The sequence below is a fragment of the Rhodococcus sp. BH5 genome (assembly GCF_027583855.1).
Taxonomy (GTDB): domain Bacteria; phylum Actinomycetota; class Actinomycetes; order Mycobacteriales; family Mycobacteriaceae; genus Rhodococcus_F; species Rhodococcus_F qingshengii.
Window position 1 is genome coordinate 437493 of sequence record NZ_JAJHVW010000001.1, and the last position, 16084, is coordinate 453576.

14 protein-coding genes are annotated in these 16084 nt (G+C 64.4%); 7 read left to right on the forward strand and 7 right to left on the reverse strand.

Translation table 11 applies throughout. The features are described 5' to 3' along the window. The first annotated feature begins 17 nt into the window (after positions 1-17). Together RhoBH5_RS01920 and msrB are read left to right on the forward strand one after the other, a co-directional pair. The gene (locus tag RhoBH5_RS01920; protein WP_054828358.1) at positions 18-1301 is read left to right on the forward strand and encodes a glycosyltransferase family 87 protein; all 1284 of its coding nucleotides are present in this window, start codon (positions 18-20) and stop codon (positions 1299-1301) included. A 9-nt stretch (positions 1302-1310) separates the two neighbouring features. Then, positions 1311-1742 carry a peptide-methionine (R)-S-oxide reductase MsrB gene (gene msrB / locus RhoBH5_RS01925; protein ID WP_003942631.1) on the forward strand — a complete coding sequence of 144 codons (432 nt, stop codon included), beginning with the start codon at positions 1311-1313 and terminating at the stop codon, positions 1740-1742. A 54-nt stretch (positions 1743-1796) separates the two neighbouring features. Here the strand turns inward: msrB and RhoBH5_RS01930 are convergent, their stop codons facing one another. The 7 genes from RhoBH5_RS01930 to hemE form a co-directional block, all read right to left on the reverse strand. Further along, positions 1797-2717, reverse strand: a complete 921-nt coding sequence (locus tag RhoBH5_RS01930; RefSeq protein WP_003942627.1) for a WXG100-like domain-containing protein — start codon at positions 2715-2717, stop codon at positions 1797-1799. Beyond that, the gene (locus tag RhoBH5_RS01935) at positions 2717-3028 is read right to left on the reverse strand and encodes a hypothetical protein (protein ID WP_003942588.1); all 312 of its coding nucleotides are present in this window, start codon (positions 3026-3028) and stop codon (positions 2717-2719) included. Before RhoBH5_RS01935 ends, RhoBH5_RS01930 begins: the two co-directional genes overlap by 1 nt. Beyond that, a complete protein-coding gene (locus tag RhoBH5_RS01940) occupies positions 3021-3494 on the reverse strand; it encodes a YbaB/EbfC family nucleoid-associated protein (RefSeq protein WP_223304570.1) in 474 nt (157 codons plus the stop codon). Before RhoBH5_RS01940 ends, RhoBH5_RS01935 begins: the two co-directional genes overlap by 8 nt. 82 nt (positions 3495-3576) lie before the next feature. After that, positions 3577-5853, reverse strand: coding sequence for a molybdopterin guanine dinucleotide-containing S/N-oxide reductase (locus tag RhoBH5_RS01945; protein WP_270008057.1), 2277 nt, complete (start codon positions 5851-5853; stop codon positions 3577-3579). 54 nt (positions 5854-5907) lie between these two features. Beyond that, complete coding sequence (hemQ, locus tag RhoBH5_RS01950) at positions 5908-6603, reverse strand: hydrogen peroxide-dependent heme synthase (protein WP_003942644.1); 696 nt, start codon at positions 6601-6603, stop codon at positions 5908-5910. A 4-nt stretch (positions 6604-6607) separates the two neighbouring features. Beyond that, entirely contained in the window at positions 6608-7969 is a 1362-nt protein-coding gene (locus tag RhoBH5_RS01955) for a protoporphyrinogen oxidase (RefSeq protein WP_270007899.1), read from the reverse strand. Then, positions 7966-9063 carry a uroporphyrinogen decarboxylase gene (gene hemE / locus RhoBH5_RS01960; RefSeq protein ID WP_030536874.1) on the reverse strand — a complete coding sequence of 366 codons (1098 nt, stop codon included), beginning with the start codon at positions 9061-9063 and terminating at the stop codon, positions 7966-7968. Before hemE ends, RhoBH5_RS01955 begins: the two co-directional genes overlap by 4 nt. A gap of 168 nt (positions 9064-9231) precedes the next feature. Between hemE and RhoBH5_RS01965 the strand changes: the two genes are divergently transcribed. The 5 genes from RhoBH5_RS01965 (at position 9232) to RhoBH5_RS01985 (ending at position 16078) form a co-directional block, all read left to right on the forward strand. Further along, complete coding sequence (locus RhoBH5_RS01965) at positions 9232-9822, forward strand: DUF3000 domain-containing protein (protein WP_003942604.1); 591 nt, start codon at positions 9232-9234, stop codon at positions 9820-9822. Between the two features lie 60 nt (positions 9823-9882). After that, the gene (locus RhoBH5_RS01970) at positions 9883-11289 is read left to right on the forward strand and encodes a WS/DGAT/MGAT family O-acyltransferase (RefSeq protein ID WP_270007900.1); all 1407 of its coding nucleotides are present in this window, start codon (positions 9883-9885) and stop codon (positions 11287-11289) included. An 11-nt stretch (positions 11290-11300) separates the two neighbouring features. Further along, positions 11301-12590: an HRDC domain-containing protein gene (locus RhoBH5_RS01975; RefSeq protein WP_050656618.1), complete on the forward strand. Its 1290-nt coding sequence runs from the start codon at positions 11301-11303 to the stop codon at positions 12588-12590. 161 nt (positions 12591-12751) lie between these two features. Next, positions 12752-13972 carry a thiolase family protein gene (locus RhoBH5_RS01980; protein ID WP_003942598.1) on the forward strand — a complete coding sequence of 407 codons (1221 nt, stop codon included), beginning with the start codon at positions 12752-12754 and terminating at the stop codon, positions 13970-13972. Beyond that, the gene (locus RhoBH5_RS01985; protein ID WP_007732875.1) at positions 13973-16078 is read left to right on the forward strand and encodes a 3-hydroxyacyl-CoA dehydrogenase NAD-binding domain-containing protein; all 2106 of its coding nucleotides are present in this window, start codon (positions 13973-13975) and stop codon (positions 16076-16078) included. Positions 16079-16084 lie beyond the last annotated feature (6 nt).

Consider the following 16084-nt stretch of genomic DNA (forward strand, 5'->3'; position numbering starts at 1 on the left):
GATCACACCCTGCTCCGGTGTACCGTGCCGAAGTGTTCCTTCGACAGCTCGAGCCGCGTACCGGGCGGACAACCCAACAAGTCGTCAACTTCGTTTTGTGGCCGATCGCCGTGATGACAGTGCTCAATCGTGTCATCGTCACAGCAGTCAACGGCGCCATCACCGATGACTTCCGACCGGTCTACAACGCCGCGCTGGCGTTCTGGAACGGGCGCGACGTCTACACCGCAGATTTCAACTCCGTAGACCCCCATTACCTGTACCCACCATCGGGTTCCTTGTTGATGGCACCCCTGGCGATCCTCGATCCCGAGCGCTCACGGTGGCTGTTCATCGGTGTCAATGCCGTCGCAATTCTCGTGGCTCTCTACCTGCTGTTGCGCTTGTTCGACCTGACGATCAGTTCCATCGCGGCGCCGATTCTGGTGCTCGGCGCGTTCATGTCGGAGACGGTCACCAACACGTTGGTGTTCACCAACATCAACGGCCTCGTCCTGCTCGGCGAAGTTGCCTTCCTCCTGTTGCTGATGCGCAAGAAGGATCTGTGGGCCGGCGCCGCGATCGGTCTCACCATCGCAGTGAAACCCACTCTCGCGCCGCTGCTCCTGCTGCCACTCGTTCGCGGTCAGTGGAAGGTGTTCGTCACCGCCCTGGGCATCCCGTTCATTCTCACGGTCGTGGCATGGCCGCTGGCGTCGGATCCGATGGACTTCGTCCGCCGCACCGTGCCGTACCTGCTCGAATCTCGTGACTACTTCAACAGTTCGATTGTCGGAAACGGCGCTTACTTCGGTCTGCCCGAATGGTTGATCCTGCTCTTGCGCGTCGTGTTGGCCGCCATGGTCGTCGTCTCGCTGTGGCTTCTGTACCGCTACTACCGCAACGACGAACTTTTCTTCCTCACCACCGCGACCGGTGTGATCATGACCGCGTCGTTCCTGCTGCCCTCGCTCGGCCAGATGTACTACTCGATGATGCTGCTCCCGCTCCTGATGTCCGTGGTGCTCAAGAACTCGGTCATGCGGAACTGGCCGGCCTGGCTCGCCGTCTACGGCTTCATGACGTTCGACAGCTGGTGGTCGAACCGCTGGCCGACCTTCGGCCGGGCGGCCGAATACACCAAGAGCACCCTCGGCTGGAGCCTTCTGCTGATCGTGATCTTCTGTGTCCTCGGATACCGGTATCTGGTCGCGCGTCGAGAGGGCCGTTTGGATCGGGGAATCGATCCCGCGTACCTCCTCGATCCCCCACTCGATGCCGTCTCACCTGCCCACGAAGCCGAAACGGCGACAAAGCATTAGCGTGGAGGCATGAGTTCTTCACACGATGGCATCGACAGCACACCTGAGGTCACGTACACCGAGAGCGAGTGGCGCGAAAAACTGACGCCGGAGGAGTTCGCCGTCCTGCGCCAAGCCGGCACCGAACGCCCCTTCGTCGGCGAGTACACCGACACCACCACGGAAGGTGTCTACTCCTGCCGGGCCTGCGGAGCCGAACTGTTCCGCAGCACCGAGAAGTTCGAATCGCACTGCGGGTGGCCGTCCTTCTTCGATCCGGCGGATTCGGATGCCGTGATCCTGAAGGAAGACAGCTCACTCGGGATGCGCCGCGTCGAGGTCATCTGCAAGAAGTGCCACAGCCACCTCGGTCACGTCTTCGAGGGTGAGGGGTACCCGACGCCGACCGATCAGCGGTACTGCATCAACTCGATCTCGCTGGTCCTCAAGCCCGCTCAGTAGCCAGGTCGTGGGCTACCCCGTGTCACTGGTAGCCCACGATTCGAGACTTTCCACTCAGAAGTCCCAGTTCAGCGCAGTCGGGCTCAGACCGGCCGCATTCAGGTCCTCGTTGCGAGCGACAAGGCCGTCTTTGACGGAACCGATCCCGCCACCGATCGCGCCGGAAGTGATGTCAGTCAACGAGGCGTCGCCGCCCGTGACTTCCTTCGTCACGATCGCAGCGGACGCTCCCGACACCGCGTCGTCGAAGGCGCCCCGCGCGATCTCCTGCACTCTCGAACCGGTCGGGAGCGGGTTCGGGTCAGGGCCGACACGATCCGGCGTCGTCTTCAACCCTCCGTTCGCAAGTCCCTTGATGAAACCGTCGCGCCCCTCGGTCACGACCTTGCCACCGTCGATCGACTGGCGATGATCCATCGTCATCTGCCCGAGTTGAATGGCGAGGCCGGAGAAGACGGCAGCGGCAGCTTCCACTGCCGCAGCCTCGATCACTCGTATCAACAATTGCTGCAACAACATTCGGACCGTGAGTGTTGTTGCGACCTCAGCCGCCACGACCCCGGCGGTACTGACACCCAGTGTCGGGACAGCAGCCGCCACCATGGCGGCAATCTCGAGCGCCAGTGCGCCCAGCGCCGCGAGGATCGACAGTTTGGTGTACTCGATGTCCGTGCCGGTATCGGTGCATGACTGACCCAGTTCGGCCGCGGCAGAGGACAACCGCTCGAAGACCTCCGCAACTCCCCCGGCCTCGGACCAATACCGAGACAACGAGTCGCCGGCTCGACCGTCGATCGATGCCAGTACTGCCTGCAATCCGTAACCACCGGCAGCGGCCGAAGCCTCGATCCGATCGGCCGCACCTGACCAGGCATCACCCAACCTCCACAGTGCCGTTTCGTCTCCTTGCGGCCAGTCACTGCCCACCGCGACCGACGCAACCGCCTGTAACCAGCCGGGAATCTCGAGTCCCATCAGAGCCCACCCGCCATGTCGTCGGCAAGCGAGGTGTCGATCGATTCGAAACGATCGGTGATCTCGATCAGCGTGGCGGTCAATTCGCGGAGCGCGCCCGCGACCAGCGTCATCCCACCGACTGCTGACTCAGCACCGGGAACATATGCGCCTGAGAATGCGGATCCGAACTGGTCAGTGCCCCAGCAACCCTCTTCGGCGGCGACCACTGCGTCGAGAGCGCTCCGCGCCTCGTCGAGATCGGCAGCGACCACCGCGAAGGCTGGTGCAGCACTTTTCATCGCGGCCACATTCACGCCCAGCTCAGACATTGCCGGAGCTCCTCAGAACGGTGCGGTCCCAGTTCTCGTCGCAGGAAGCCGGTGTGGAGCTCGGACGAGGTTCGAGAATCTCGCGCAATCCGAGCACGCCCGGAACCAGGTCCGGCAAGTCGATTCCGGCCGCCTCCGTGAGCGGCTTCGTCATCTCGGCAACCTGTCGGCGTATGTCTTCTGCCGCAGACGCGGCCGTAGCCAGGATCAGATTCCCCAACGCTGCCGGCGAATGCTTGGCGTAAGAACTCCCCGAGAGATCGACTCCCACCACCGCCCCCGAGGCGTCGACGACGATTTCCACGCTGCCGTCACTCGAACGCGCGCTCGCCGTCGCTCGAGCGATCCTCTCCTGCAAGTCCGCCAGCGATCGAGTCCGCTCCAACAGAACGTGCTGCATCGAATCGATCTGAGCCCGAAGTACTTCGACTTGCCCCCGCATCGAACCAACATCCGCTGCACTCACGATGGCCCCCACCTTCGATAGATCGTGACACCTGATTCAGGCGCTCACGAGGTTCGACGCGAGAGGTGGCCGATCGGTTCCGTCAGCGTGAACGAAGCACGGGCGGATCGAACGCCTTGACCGGCGGCAGGGCCCCGTCGAATTTCTCGATCTGCACCAGAACGTGCTGGCCGGTGCACCCGTGCGAGAGTGACGACGTACCGATGTCCGGTGTCAGAACGTTGGGATTGCCGTGCACGCACAGAGAGTCGGGATCGGCAGGATCGAGCGGGTCGTACCAGGCACCGGTGGAAAGTTGGACGACGTCGCTCCGCAAGTCCGAGTCGACGATCACACCAGCAAGGCACGCTCCGCGATCGTTGAACACCCGCACCACGTCTCCTGCCGAGACGCCGCGCGCGGCCGCTGCATCGGGGTGCATACGAATCGGCTCGCGTCCCTGAATCTTCGACGCCTGGCTCGCAGCGCCGTGATCGAGTTGGCTGTGCAGACGCGTCTTGGGCTGATTGGCGATCAAGTGAAGCGGGAATTGCGAGGCTCGCGGTCCACCCAGCCACTCGTCGGGCTCGTACCAGCGCGGATGGCCGGCGCAGTCGTCGTAGCCGAAGGACTCGATGGTCTCGGAGAAGATTTCGATCTTCCCACTCGGAGTCGAGAGCGGATATTTCTCGGGATTCTCACGGAAGTCACCGAAGAGCACGAGGTTGTCTTCGGTTCGCATCCGGTAGTGCCCTTCTGCCCAGAAGTCCTCGAACGTCGGTGTGTTGCCGCCGTCTGCATCGACGAACGGCCGCCATTGACCGTAGAGATGCTCGATCCACTCCTGTGAGGATCGCCCTTCGGTGAACTGTTCCCCGAATCCGAGCGCAGACGCCAGAGCGGCAAACGTGTCGTAGTCGTCACGCGAGTTCTCGAAAGGTGGAACGACCTGCTGCATCGCAACCAGAAGCGGGTCGTTTCGAGTGCAGCTCAGGTCATTTCGTTCGAGCGAGGTGGTCGACGGGACAACGATGTCGGCGTTGCGGGCCATCGGCGTCCAGTACGGATCGTGAACGACGATCGTGTCCGGACGCGCAAATGCCCGTCGCAGCCTCGGGAGATCCTGATGGTGGTGAAACGGATTGCCACCGGCCCAGTAGACCAACCGGATGTCGGGATAGGTCAAGCGTCGGCCGTCGTAATCGAACTCCTCCCCGGGCGAAAGCAGCAGGTCGGAAATCGCGGCTACCGGAATGAAATCCGACACCGGATTCACACCTTGCGAGAAGGTCGGCAAGGGATACGGCACCGGAGCCAGACCCGGCTCGTTCATCGAACCGTAGCCGTGCCCGAAACCTCCACCCGAAAGCCCGAATTGGCCGAGCATCGCTGCGAGTGTCACGCCCATCCACGGTGCCTGTTCACCGTGTTTGATGCGTTGCAACGACCACGTGACGGTCACCAGCGTCCGGCCAGACGCCATTCTCCGAGCCAGGTCGGTGATGAACTCCGCCGACACACCGGAGATCTTCTGCGCCCAGCGCGGATCCTTCGGTACACCGTCGGAACGTCCGAGCAGGTAATCCTCGAAGCGTTCGTAACCGACGCAGAAACGGCCCAGGAAATCGCGATCGTGCAGGTCCTCCGACGCCAGGACAAACGCCAGGGCAAGCATGATTGCAACGTCGGTTCCCGGAACGGGTGCGATCCACTCGCAGTCACCCTCGACGTCGTCACGCAACGGACTGAAGGAGACGATCTTTCCGCCGCGGGCACGAAACGCGTCGAGCGCCCCGCGCGTCGGATGATCGCTCGTACCACCGGCATTGACTCCGGTGTTCTTGATCGGCACTCCCCCGAACGAGACGAGGAGATCGGAGTGCTTCGCGATGACATCCCACGACGTGGAGCGCGCGAACAACTTCCAGTGCGTTCCGACCACACGCGGCATGATGACACCGGTGGCACCGAGCGAGTAGCTGTGAACTGACTTGGTGTATCCACCCAGCTGATTCAGAAATCGGTGAACTTGGCTCTGCGCGTGATGGAATCGGCCGGCGCTGGCCCAGCCGTACGAGCCGCCGAAGATCGCGTTGTTTCCGTGCGCGTCGACCACGCGACGCAGTTCACGCGAGAGGAGTTCGGTCAGTTCGTCCCAGGAGACCGAGACGAATTCGTCGGCTCCACGTCGGTCGCTGGGACCCGGCCCGTTCTCGAGCCAACCCCGACGCACCGCCGGGCCCGAAACACGAGCCCGACTGCGCACCGAACCGGCGAGGTTCCCGAGCATCGGCGAAGGATTCGCATCACCCTCGTACGGATGCACGGCGGTCACCTCGCCGGCGACCGATTCGGCGGTGAACATTCCCCAATGGGACATGTGTTGACGACGCCGGTTCGGTGCAGTTGTCACAGGAACTACTTTCGAAGCAGATCAGGGAAGGGAAAGGACCAGCTTCTCGATGTCCACGCGCGGGCCGGTGAAGAACGGCACCTCTTCGCGAACGTGCAAGCGAGCTTCGGTGGCACGTAGATCGCGCATCAGATCGACGATACGAATGAGCTCGGGTGCTTCGAACGCGAGAATCCACTCGTAGTCCCCCAGGGCGAAGGCCGGGACCGTGTTGGCGCGAACGTCCTTGTACGAACGAGCAGCCATACCGTGATCGGCGAGCATCTTGCGACGCTCCTCGTCGGGGAGCAGGTACCACTCGTACGAGCGGACGAACGGGTAGACGCAGATGTAGTCGCCCGGATCCTCACCCGCGATGAACGAGGGCACGTGGCTCTTGTTGAACTCCGCGGGGCGGTGCACCGCCGAGTTGCTCCAGATGGGAGCACTGGCCTGTCCGAGGACGGTGGTGCGACGGAAATCCGCGTACGCGGCCTGCAGTTCCTCGATGGTGGCCGCGTGGGTCCAGATCATGAAGTCCGCGTCGGCGCGCAGGCCGGCGACGTCGTAGATCCCGCGAACCACGACGCCCTTGTCTTCGAGACCCTCGAAGAACAAGCGGGCGTCCTTGACCGCAGCTTCCCGATCATCGCCCAGCACACCGGGTTCCACCTGGAACACGGAGAACATGAGGTAGCGGATTTCAGAGTTAAGTTTGTCGAAATCAAGGCGTGCCATGGGTCTATCGTGCCACTCGCTCGAATATCCGTGTAGCCGCCGTCGTGCCGACTGCGACACACGCCGGAACCCCGACGCCGTGCAGCCACGACCCGGCCAGGGCGAGGCCGTCGAACTGCGTCATCCCGGACTCGATTTCAGCCACGATTTCCGTGTGACCTGGGGCGTATTGGGGAAGACCTCCGTGCCACCGCTGTACGAAGGTCGCGCCTGGCTCCTCGGTGATTCCGGTCACGGTCTCGAGATCGGCGCGCGCGAAGTCGATCAACTCACCATCCGGCCGGTCGACGATCTCCGATGCACCGAATCGACCGTACGACACCCGAACGAGGTGCTCACCGCGATCAGCGAGGTGTGTCCACTTTCGGCTCGACAGCGTGAACGCCTTGGCGGTCAGGTCGGCGTCGGTGGCTACCAGGATCCCTGAATTCTGCGGAAGTTCGACCTGCCCGGACAACCGGAGCGCCACCACCGCGGACGACGCCAGTTCGATCCGAGCGACGGTACTCGCAACATCCGCATCGACACCGGCCAACAGCGCCGCCGCGCGCGGCGCCGGGACGGCCAGAATCACCGCGTCGACGCTTCCGAGCGGATCGACGTTCCAACCAGCCCCGTCGCTGCGCAACCCAGAAGCCTCGCCACGGACGAAGGTCGCGTCGGCGGCCTGCTGCAGCGCATCGAGCAGGATGCCGTACCCGTCTCTGAGCGCTCCGAACACCGGCCCCGGTGCAGGCGTCGGCAATGCGGCTGCGACTGCATCCGTGAGGCTCCGAGAGCCCGCATCGAGGGCCGCAGCGAGTGTCGGCAAAGCTGCACGCACGCCGATGGTCTCCGCCAGCCCCGAGTACACCCCACCGAGAAGCGGATCCACCGATCGGCTGACCACCTGATCACCGAATCGCTGCGAAACCAGTTCGGCAACACTGCAATCGGAACCGCGGGTCCACTCCAGCGGGACGCCGGCCTCGGCCGCTATGCGCGCCAGGGTCTGCTCGTCGACAAGATCTCGAACCGACTCCGCCGAAGCCGGGATTCCCATCAGGGTTCCGGTCGGCAACCGATTCAGTGAGCCCTGAGACCAGATCAACGGACTCAGGCCCGCGGGATAGACGATCTGATCGGTCAGTCCCAGCTCGGCGAGAAGCGCAGGAACTTCCGGCCGACGGGCGATGAAAGCCTCGGCACCGATGTCGATCGGGCCACCGCCCAGATCAATCGTTCGCAGCTTCCCGCCCAGCCGCGGTGAGTCGTCGACGATCGTGATGTCCGCTTCGGAGCCCAGACTGCGCCGAAGCCGGTACGCGGCAACCAGACCGGAGATTCCGCCTCCGATCACCGCGACCGACGGCCGAGTCGTTGTCACAGCGAGTGCACCAGCTCCACCGCCGAGGTGATCGCCGTGGGATCGGTGTCGGGAAGAACTCCGTGGCCGAGGTTGAAGATGTGGCCGATGGCACCGGCCTCGATCGCGCGGTCCCCTTCGGCGGCGATCCGGCGCACCTCACGATCGATCACCTCGGGGCCCGCGAACAGTACGGCGGGATCGAGATTGCCCTGCAGCGCCTTACCCGGACCGACACGACCAGCCGCGACGTCGAGCGGAATCCGCCAGTCGACACCCACGACGTCGGCGCCTGCCTCCCCCATCGCGCCGAGAAGTTCACCGGTGCCGACACCGAAGTGGATACGCGGGACGCCGGCAGCGGCAACCTCGGCGAACACTCGCTCGGAATGCGGGAGAACAAATTCCCGGTAATCGGCCAGCGAGAGCGCGCCGGCCCACGAGTCGAACAGCTGGACCGCGTCGACGCCCGCCTTGAGCTGCGCCTGCAGGAAGCAGATCGTGGTGTCGGCCAAACTTCCGAGCAACGCGTGCCAGGTCTTCGGATCGGAGTGCATGAGCGCTTTGGTCTTCTCGTGGTTCCGGCTCGGACCACCCTCGACCAGATACGACGCCAGAGTGAACGGCGCTCCGGCAAAGCCGATCAGCGGCGTGGAGCCCAACTCGGTAGTGAGAAGCCGAACGGCCTGCGCGATTGCGCCTACCTCTTCGGGGACCAGTCGCGGAAGTGCTGCAACGTCGGCGATGGAGCGAATCGGATTGGCGACCACCGGTCCGACGCCGGCAACGATGTCGAGATCGATTCCTGCGGCTTTGAGTGGAACGACGATGTCCGAGAACAGGATTGCCGCGTCCACGTCGTGACGGCGCACCGGTTGCATCGTGATCTCACAGACCAGCGCCGGATCGAAACAAGATTCCAACATGCCGATCCCGGCGCGGATCTCGCGGTACTCCGGCAACGAACGCCCGGCCTGACGCATGAACCACACCGGCCGTCGACTCGGAGTGCGTCCGGTCGCCGCGGCAAGCAACGGTGCGTCGGGCAAGACTCGCCGAGCGCTGTATTCCGCCGACCCGGTAATGCCTGAATTCATGTTGTCCAACCCGCTCATCAGTCCTCGCGCTCTCCGCCAACGTGTGTCTTCGATCGACTCAATGCTGCCACGTCCCACACTCGGGATCGGACACCCGAGCGGTTCGTGAGCGGCCACACACCCGAGCCACACTCGGTCGGCGCGCCTCCACCTCCCCGCCCGCATCCCCGACTAACGTCCTGACCTGTGACGACATCCGGATCGACAGCCGACCCGGCCGAGTTCCGTGCCGCCGTGGAGGCGATGACCGCTGCGCGGGTTCGGCCCGAGATAGAGGTCGGTCCCATCCGCCCGCCGCAGCGCCTCGCTCCGTACAGCCACGCGGTGGGGGCCGAGGTTCTCCACCCGGACTCCGACGTCGTGGCCGAGCAGTCCGAAGGTGACGCTTTCGGCCGCCTGATCCTGTTGTTCGATCCGGACGGCGACGAGGCGTGGAACGGCACCATGCGGTTGGTGGCGTACATCCAGGCCGATCTCGACGAAGCCGTCGCCGCGGATCCACTACTTCCCGAAGTAGCCTGGAGTTGGCTGGTGGACGCTTTGGAGGCCGGACCGGAACCTTTTGTGGCCCTGGGCGGTACGGTCACAGCCACAACTTCCGTGCGGTACGGCGACATCGCCGGACCTCCGCGAGCCCATCAACTGGAGTTGCGAGCGTCCTGGACTGCAACTTCGTCCGAATTGGCTCACCACGTCGAGGCTTTCTGCGAGGTTCTCGCGTACGCGGCGGGGCTTCCGCCTGCCGGGATAACCACGCTGTCGCGGCAGAACGACTGATTCTGTCACTCGTTTGAGCATTCCTCCGGAAAAATACTAGAACCTGTTCTAGAATGAGTCATGCAACGTCTCAGCGGACTCGACGCGACCTTCCTCTACTTGGAAACACCGACCCAGCTATTGCACGTTTGTGGACTTGTCCTGCTCGACCCCACGACCATCCCGGGCGGCTACGACTACCGGAAGCTGCTTCGCGAGTTGGACTCGCGAATGGCCACCATGCCGACCTTCCGGCGCAAACTCAAAGATTCCCGTCTCAATCTCGACTACCCCGTGTGGGTCGACGATCACGATTTCGACATCGAGCGGCACTGCCATCGGACCGCGGTACCTGCTCCCGGCACACACGCGGAACTGGCAGAGCTCGCCGGACACATCGCGAGCCAACCGCTGGATCGTTCCCGACCGCTGTGGGAGATGTGGGTCATCGAGGGACTTGCCGACGGACAGATCGCCGTCATGTCGAAGATCCATCACAGCGCTGCCGACGGTGTCACCGGCGCGAACATCCTGGCTCAGCTGTGCAGTCTCGAACCGGATTCACCGGCGCTCGTGGATCCCACAGCACAGGGTGCGGGCGACGCGGAAACGCTGGACATCGCGATCGGCGGACTCATGGCCGTCATCGCCCGGCCCGCAAGAATTGCCCGTCTGGTCCCGGGCGGAATCGCCATGCTCCCGAAGTGGGTGACGCGTGCGCGAAAGGGTGAAGCGATGCCTGCTCCGTTCACCGCGCCGCGGACCTCGTTCAACGGCGCGATCACCGGTCACCGCAACGTCGCGTTCAGCCAACTCGATCTCGCGAAGGTCAAAGCCGTCAAGGACCGTCACGGCGTCAAGGTCAACGACGTGGTTCTCGCGCTCTGCGCCGGGGCACTGCGTAAGTATCTGGAGGACCGGGACGAACTGCCGGAGGACTCCCTCGTCGCCATGGTGCCGGTGTCGGTCCACGGCAAATCCGATCGTCCGGGCACGAACCAGATCTCGGGCATGTTCACGCAACTCGGCACCCAGATCGCCGATCCGGTCGAACGCCTGCACGCGATCAGCGATTACAACGCCACCTCGAAGAACCACAACGAGGCTCTGGGCGCGAACATGCTCCAGGACTGGTCGCAGTTCGCTTCGCCGGCGGTGTTCGGCGCCGCCATGCGCGTGTACTCGTCGCTCAAACTCGCCGAGCGTCACCCCGTCGTGTCCAACCTGGTCGTGTCGAATGTGCCTGGACCGCCGGTCCCGCTCTACTTCCTCGGTGCCCAGATCAAGGGAATGTTCCCGCTCGGCCCGATCTTTCACGGAGCAGGTCTCAACGTGACGGTGATGTCTCTCGACGGAAAACTCGACGTCGGCATCGTCAGTTGCTCCGATCTGGCACCCGAATTGGACCAGCTCGCGCAAGGTTTCGGAGCCGCACTCGACGAACTGTTCGACGCTGAGGTGACAACCCCGGCCCCGACTGCGACGTAGAGTCAGTGACCATGTCCGAAGTCACCGATGATGCAACCGAGCCCACCTCCGACGTAGTTCCGCTGCTCGTTCCGCGTGACGGAGTTCCGGACGTCATCACCACTGCCGCCGGTGTCGCCGACGCCGCGGCCGCGCTGGCCTCCGGCCACGGCCCGCTCGCCGTGGACGCCGAGCGCGCATCCGGATTCCGCTATTCGGCACGGGCGTACCTGATCCAGCTTCGACGCGAAGGAGCAGGATCGTTCCTGCTCGACCCGATTCCGACAGCGCAAGACCTGCAGCCGTTGGCCGAGGTGATCAACCCGTTGCAATGGGTGCTGCACTCTGCCGATCAGGATCTCCCCGGCCTCGCCGAACTGGGCCTGACGCCGGCCGAGCTGTTCGACACCGAACTGGCCGGACGACTGGCCGGGTTCGAGCGAGTCGGACTCGCCGCGATCGTGGAACGAACCCTGCGAGTGGAACTTCGCAAGGGTCACGGGGCTGCGGACTGGTCGACACGTCCGCTGCCGGACGCCTGGTTGAACTACGCCGCCCTCGACGTCGAAGTGCTTCTCGAACTGCGCGACGCAATGGAAGCCGAACTCGAATCCCAAGGCAAGCTCGAGTGGGCGAAGGAAGAGTTCGAGTACATCCGTCTGGCCGGCCCGCCCAAGCCCAAACCGGACCGCTGGCGTCGTACGTCGCACATCACCTCACTCAAGACCACCCGTCAGTTGGCGGCGGTACGGGCGCTGTGGCAGGCGCGCGAGGATCTCGCACGCAAGCGCGACGTGTCTCCGAGTCGGGTTCTTCCTGACTCCGCGATCATCGATGCCGCTCTCAAAGATCCTCGGTCGTTGGACGCGCTCCGCTCGCTTCCCGTCTTCGGCGGACCACGTCAACGCCGTTATTCGCGTATCTGGATGGATGCACTGGAAGCCGCGCGGAAGCTCCCCGACAGCGAGCTTCCGCCGAAAACCCCGCCCATCGTCGGGCCGCCCGCTGCCGGTCGCTGGGCCCGCCAGGATCCAGCGGCGGCTGATCGGTTGACCGCGGCGCGCGCAGCACTGTCGGACCTGAGCAAAGAGGTTTCGGTGCCCGTGGAGAATCTGCTCCAACCCGACCTGGTCAGGCGCCTGTGCTGGGACTGGAAACTGGAACCCGACTCGGACATCGCCGAAGTCGAGAGTGCGATCGAGACCAAGCTCACTTCCGGTGGCGCACGTGGCTGGCAACGCACTTTGACCGTTCCCGTCCTCGCCGAGGCACTGAACTCCGTGGTCCCGGCCGAGCCCGAAGTGGAAGAGCCGGAATCCTGACCTGACCCCGGTGTGAGGTTGGAGCAATTCGGCACGTTAAGTTACCGGTCAGTAATGGGCAGTAGTACGCTCGATACGAGGCCGGACGCCTGGCCGTGATCGCCGAACCAACGTCTCGCCGCCCTTCGGTGCGGTGGGCAGCTCCATCAGGAGGAATTCGCGTGGCTCCATCCACAAACAACCAACGCAACGTCGTCTTCGTCGACGGCATTCGCACCCCGTTCGGCAAGGCCGGCCCGAAAGGCATGTACGCCGACACGCGCGCAGACGATCTCGTCGTCAAGGCGATTCGTGAGCTGCTTCGCCGTAACCCGCAGCTCGATCCCGCACGGATCGACGAAGTTGCCGTTGCAGCCACCACGCAGACCGGTGACCAGGGCCTGACCATCGGCCGCACCGCTGCGATCCTCGCCGGTCTCCCCGAAACCGTTCCCGGATTCGCCATCGACCGCATGTGTGCCGGCGCGATGACCGCCGTCACCACCACCGCGTCGGGCATCGGCTTCGGCCAGTACGACGTCGTGATCGCCGGTGGCGTCGAGCACATGGGTCACCACCCGATGGGTGAGGGCGCAGACCCCAACCCGCGTTTCCTCGCCGACCGCCTGGTCGACCCGAGCGCCCTCGTGATGGGTAACACCGCCGAGAACCTGCACGACCGGTTCCCGACCATCACCAAGGACCGCACGGACGCCTACGCCGTCAACAGCCAGAACAAGTACGACGCTGCCAAGAAGGCCGGCTTCATCGCCGACACCCTGGTCCCCGTCGCCACCCGCAGTTCCGCGGGCTGGGGTCTGGCCACCGAAGACGAGCCGCCGCGCCCCGGAACCACCGTCGAAGATCTCGCGAAGCTCAAGACGCCGTTCCGCCCGGCCGGACGCATCACCGCCGGTAACGCAGCCGGACTCAACGACGGTGCCACCGCAGCACTGCTCGCCGGTGAGGACACCGCAGCCGAGCTCGGCCTGCCGGTCGGCATGCGCATGGTGGGCTTCGCCTACCAGGGCGTCGACCCCGCCGTCATGGGCATCGGCCCGGTTCCCGCCACCGAGAAGCTGCTGGCACGCACCGGCCTCAAGATCGAGGACATCGGACTCTTCGAGATCAACGAGGCGTTCGCCGTTCAGGTCCTCGCGTTCCTCGAGCACTACGGAATCGCCGACGACGACCCGCGCGTCAACCAGTGGGGCGGCGCCATCGCGTGTGGCCACCCTCTCGCTTCCTCGGGCGTTCGCCTGATGACGCAGCTCTCCCGCCAGTTCGCGACGCGTCCCGACGTGCGCTACGGCTTGACCACCATGTGCATCGGCCTCGGCATGGGCGGCACCGTCATCTGGGAGAACCCGAACCACGCTGACTACCAGGCAGGAGTTAACTAAATGTCTGATATTGCAACAGCATTCGCCGACGAGGTCGTGACGAACGCCTACACGAAGATCATCTCGGTCCCCGGCATCGAGGGCCCGTTTGCACTGATCACCCTCGACAACGGCTTCGACCACACCAAGCCGTCGTCCTTCGGTCCCGGCGGACTCGCAGCATTCGACGCCGCCCTCGACGAAGCCTTTGCCGCCAACCCGGTTGCCATCGCCGTCACCGGCAAGCCGTTCATCTTCGCCGCCGGCGCGGATCTCAAGGGTGTTCCCGCGATCACCTCTCGTGAGCAGGGACTCGAGCTGGGCCGCTTGGGTCACAAGGTGTTCCGACGCCTGCGTGAGTCGTCCGTTCCCACGTTCGCCTTCATCAACGGTGTCGCTCTGGGCGGCGGCCTCGAGGTCGGACTGCACAGCCACTACCGCACGGTTGCCGCCAATGCGGGCGCACTGGGTCTTCCGGAAGCATTCCTCGGTCTGGTCCCCGGTTGGGGCGGAACGCAGTTGCTCCCCAACCTCGTCGGCCCGTCGAACGCCGTCACCGTGGTTATCGAGAACTCGCTGAACCAGAACAAGGTGCTCTCCCCCAAGAAGGCACTCGAACTCGGCGTCGTCGACGTCGTTCTCGATTCCGCCGACTTCATCGAGCAGTCCCTCGCCTGGGCGTCGCAGGTCCTCGCCGGCACAGTGACCCCCGCTCGCCCCGAGATCGATCGTGGCCAGGGCTGGGACGACGCGATCGCTCGTGCGAAGGCGATCGTCGACGGCAAGACCAAGGGCAACGCTCCCGGCGCCGTCAAGGCCGTCGAGTTGCTCGAACTGGCTCGCAGCACCGACATCACCGATGCCGCCTCGCTCGACAAGGGCTTCGCGGCCGAGGACGAGGCTCTTGCCGACCTCCTCCTGACGGACGAACTCCGCGCGGGTCTGTACGCCTTCGATCTGGTGAACAAGCGCGCCAAGCGTCCCGCCGGAGCACCCGACCGCTCGCTCGCTCGTAAGGTCAGCGGCGTCGGCATCGTCGGCGCCGGCCTCATGGCCAGCCAGCTCGCGCTGCTCTTCGTCCGCCAGCTCAAGGTGCCGGTCATCCTGACCGACATCGACCAGGAACGCATCGACAAGGGTGTCGGCTACGTCCACACCGAAATCGAGAAGCTCCAGGGCAAGGGGCGCCTGTCCCCCGACGCTGCGAACCGCCTCAAGGCGCTCGTCTCCGGTTCCCTCGACAAGGCCGCGTTCGCCAAGACCGACTTCGTCATCGAAGCCGTCTTCGAGAACATGGACGTCAAGAAGAAGGTCTTCGCGGAACTCGAGCAGTTCATTGCTCCCGAAACCATCCTCGCCACCAACACCTCTTCGCTCTCCATCACGGAAATGGCGTCCGGCCTCGAGCATCCCGAGCGTGTGGTCGGCTTCCACTTCTTCAACCCGGTGGCCGTTCTTCCCCTCCTCGAGATCATCAAGGGCAGCAAGACCGATGATGCCACTCTCGCAACGGCTTTCGCCACCGCGAAGTCGCTGAAGAAGTCCGCCGTCCTCTGCGGCGACAAGGCCGGCTTCGTCTTCAACCGCCTCGTCACCCGCACCTTGGGTGAGGTCATGTCCGCCGTCGACGAAGGCACCCCCTTCGACGTCGCAGACAATGCCATCGCCGAACTCGGCATGCCCATGTCGCCGTTCACCTTGCTGGCCCTCGTCGGACCCGCAGTGGCACTGCACACCGGTGAGACCCTGCAGGAGTCGTACCCGGACCGGTTCAAGAGCTCACCCGGACTCGAAGCACTCGTCGAGGCCCGCAAGCCCGGCGTGTGGACCTGGGGCGAGAACGGTCAGGCCGTCGACCCCGAGGTCGCCGCACTGTGGCCGCAGGGTGACAAGGTGTCCACCTCGGAAGAGGTCCTCGAGCGCACACGTCGTGCATTTGCCGAGGAAATTCAGATCATGCTCGACGAGGGCGTCGTAGCGGCAGCCGAGGACATCGACCTCTGCCTGCTGCTCGGCGGCGGATTCGGATTCTGGAACGGCGGCATCACGCCGTACCTGGACCGCACCGGCACCTCCGAGGCCGTCAACGGCAAGCGCTTCCTCGCGCCTGGTGTTGCCAGCGTCTGAGTCAGT

Bases quoted from the DNA above. Each gene is read 5' to 3' on its own strand.
- hemE (WP_030536874.1), bottom strand. From the start codon at position 9,063: ATGAGCGGGTTGGACAACATGAATTCAGGCATTACCGGGTCGGCGGAA.
- msrB (WP_003942631.1), top strand. From the start codon at position 1,311: ATGAGTTCTTCACACGATGGCATCGACAGCACACCTGAGGTCACGTAC.
- RhoBH5_RS01945 (WP_270008057.1), bottom strand. From the start codon at position 5,853: ATGTCCCATTGGGGAATGTTCACCGCCGAATCGGTCGCCGGCGAGGTG.
- RhoBH5_RS01975 (WP_050656618.1), top strand. From the start codon at position 11,301: ATGTCCGAAGTCACCGATGATGCAACCGAGCCCACCTCCGACGTAGTT.
- RhoBH5_RS01985 (WP_007732875.1), top strand. From the start codon at position 13,973: ATGTCTGATATTGCAACAGCATTCGCCGACGAGGTCGTGACGAACGCC.
- hemQ (WP_003942644.1), bottom strand. From the start codon at position 6,603: ATGGCACGCCTTGATTTCGACAAACTTAACTCTGAAATCCGCTACCTC.
- RhoBH5_RS01970 (WP_270007900.1), top strand. From the start codon at position 9,883: ATGCAACGTCTCAGCGGACTCGACGCGACCTTCCTCTACTTGGAAACA.
- RhoBH5_RS01935 (WP_003942588.1), bottom strand. From the start codon at position 3,028: ATGTCTGAGCTGGGCGTGAATGTGGCCGCGATGAAAAGTGCTGCACCA.
- RhoBH5_RS01930 (WP_003942627.1), bottom strand. From the start codon at position 2,717: ATGGGACTCGAGATTCCCGGCTGGTTACAGGCGGTTGCGTCGGTCGCG.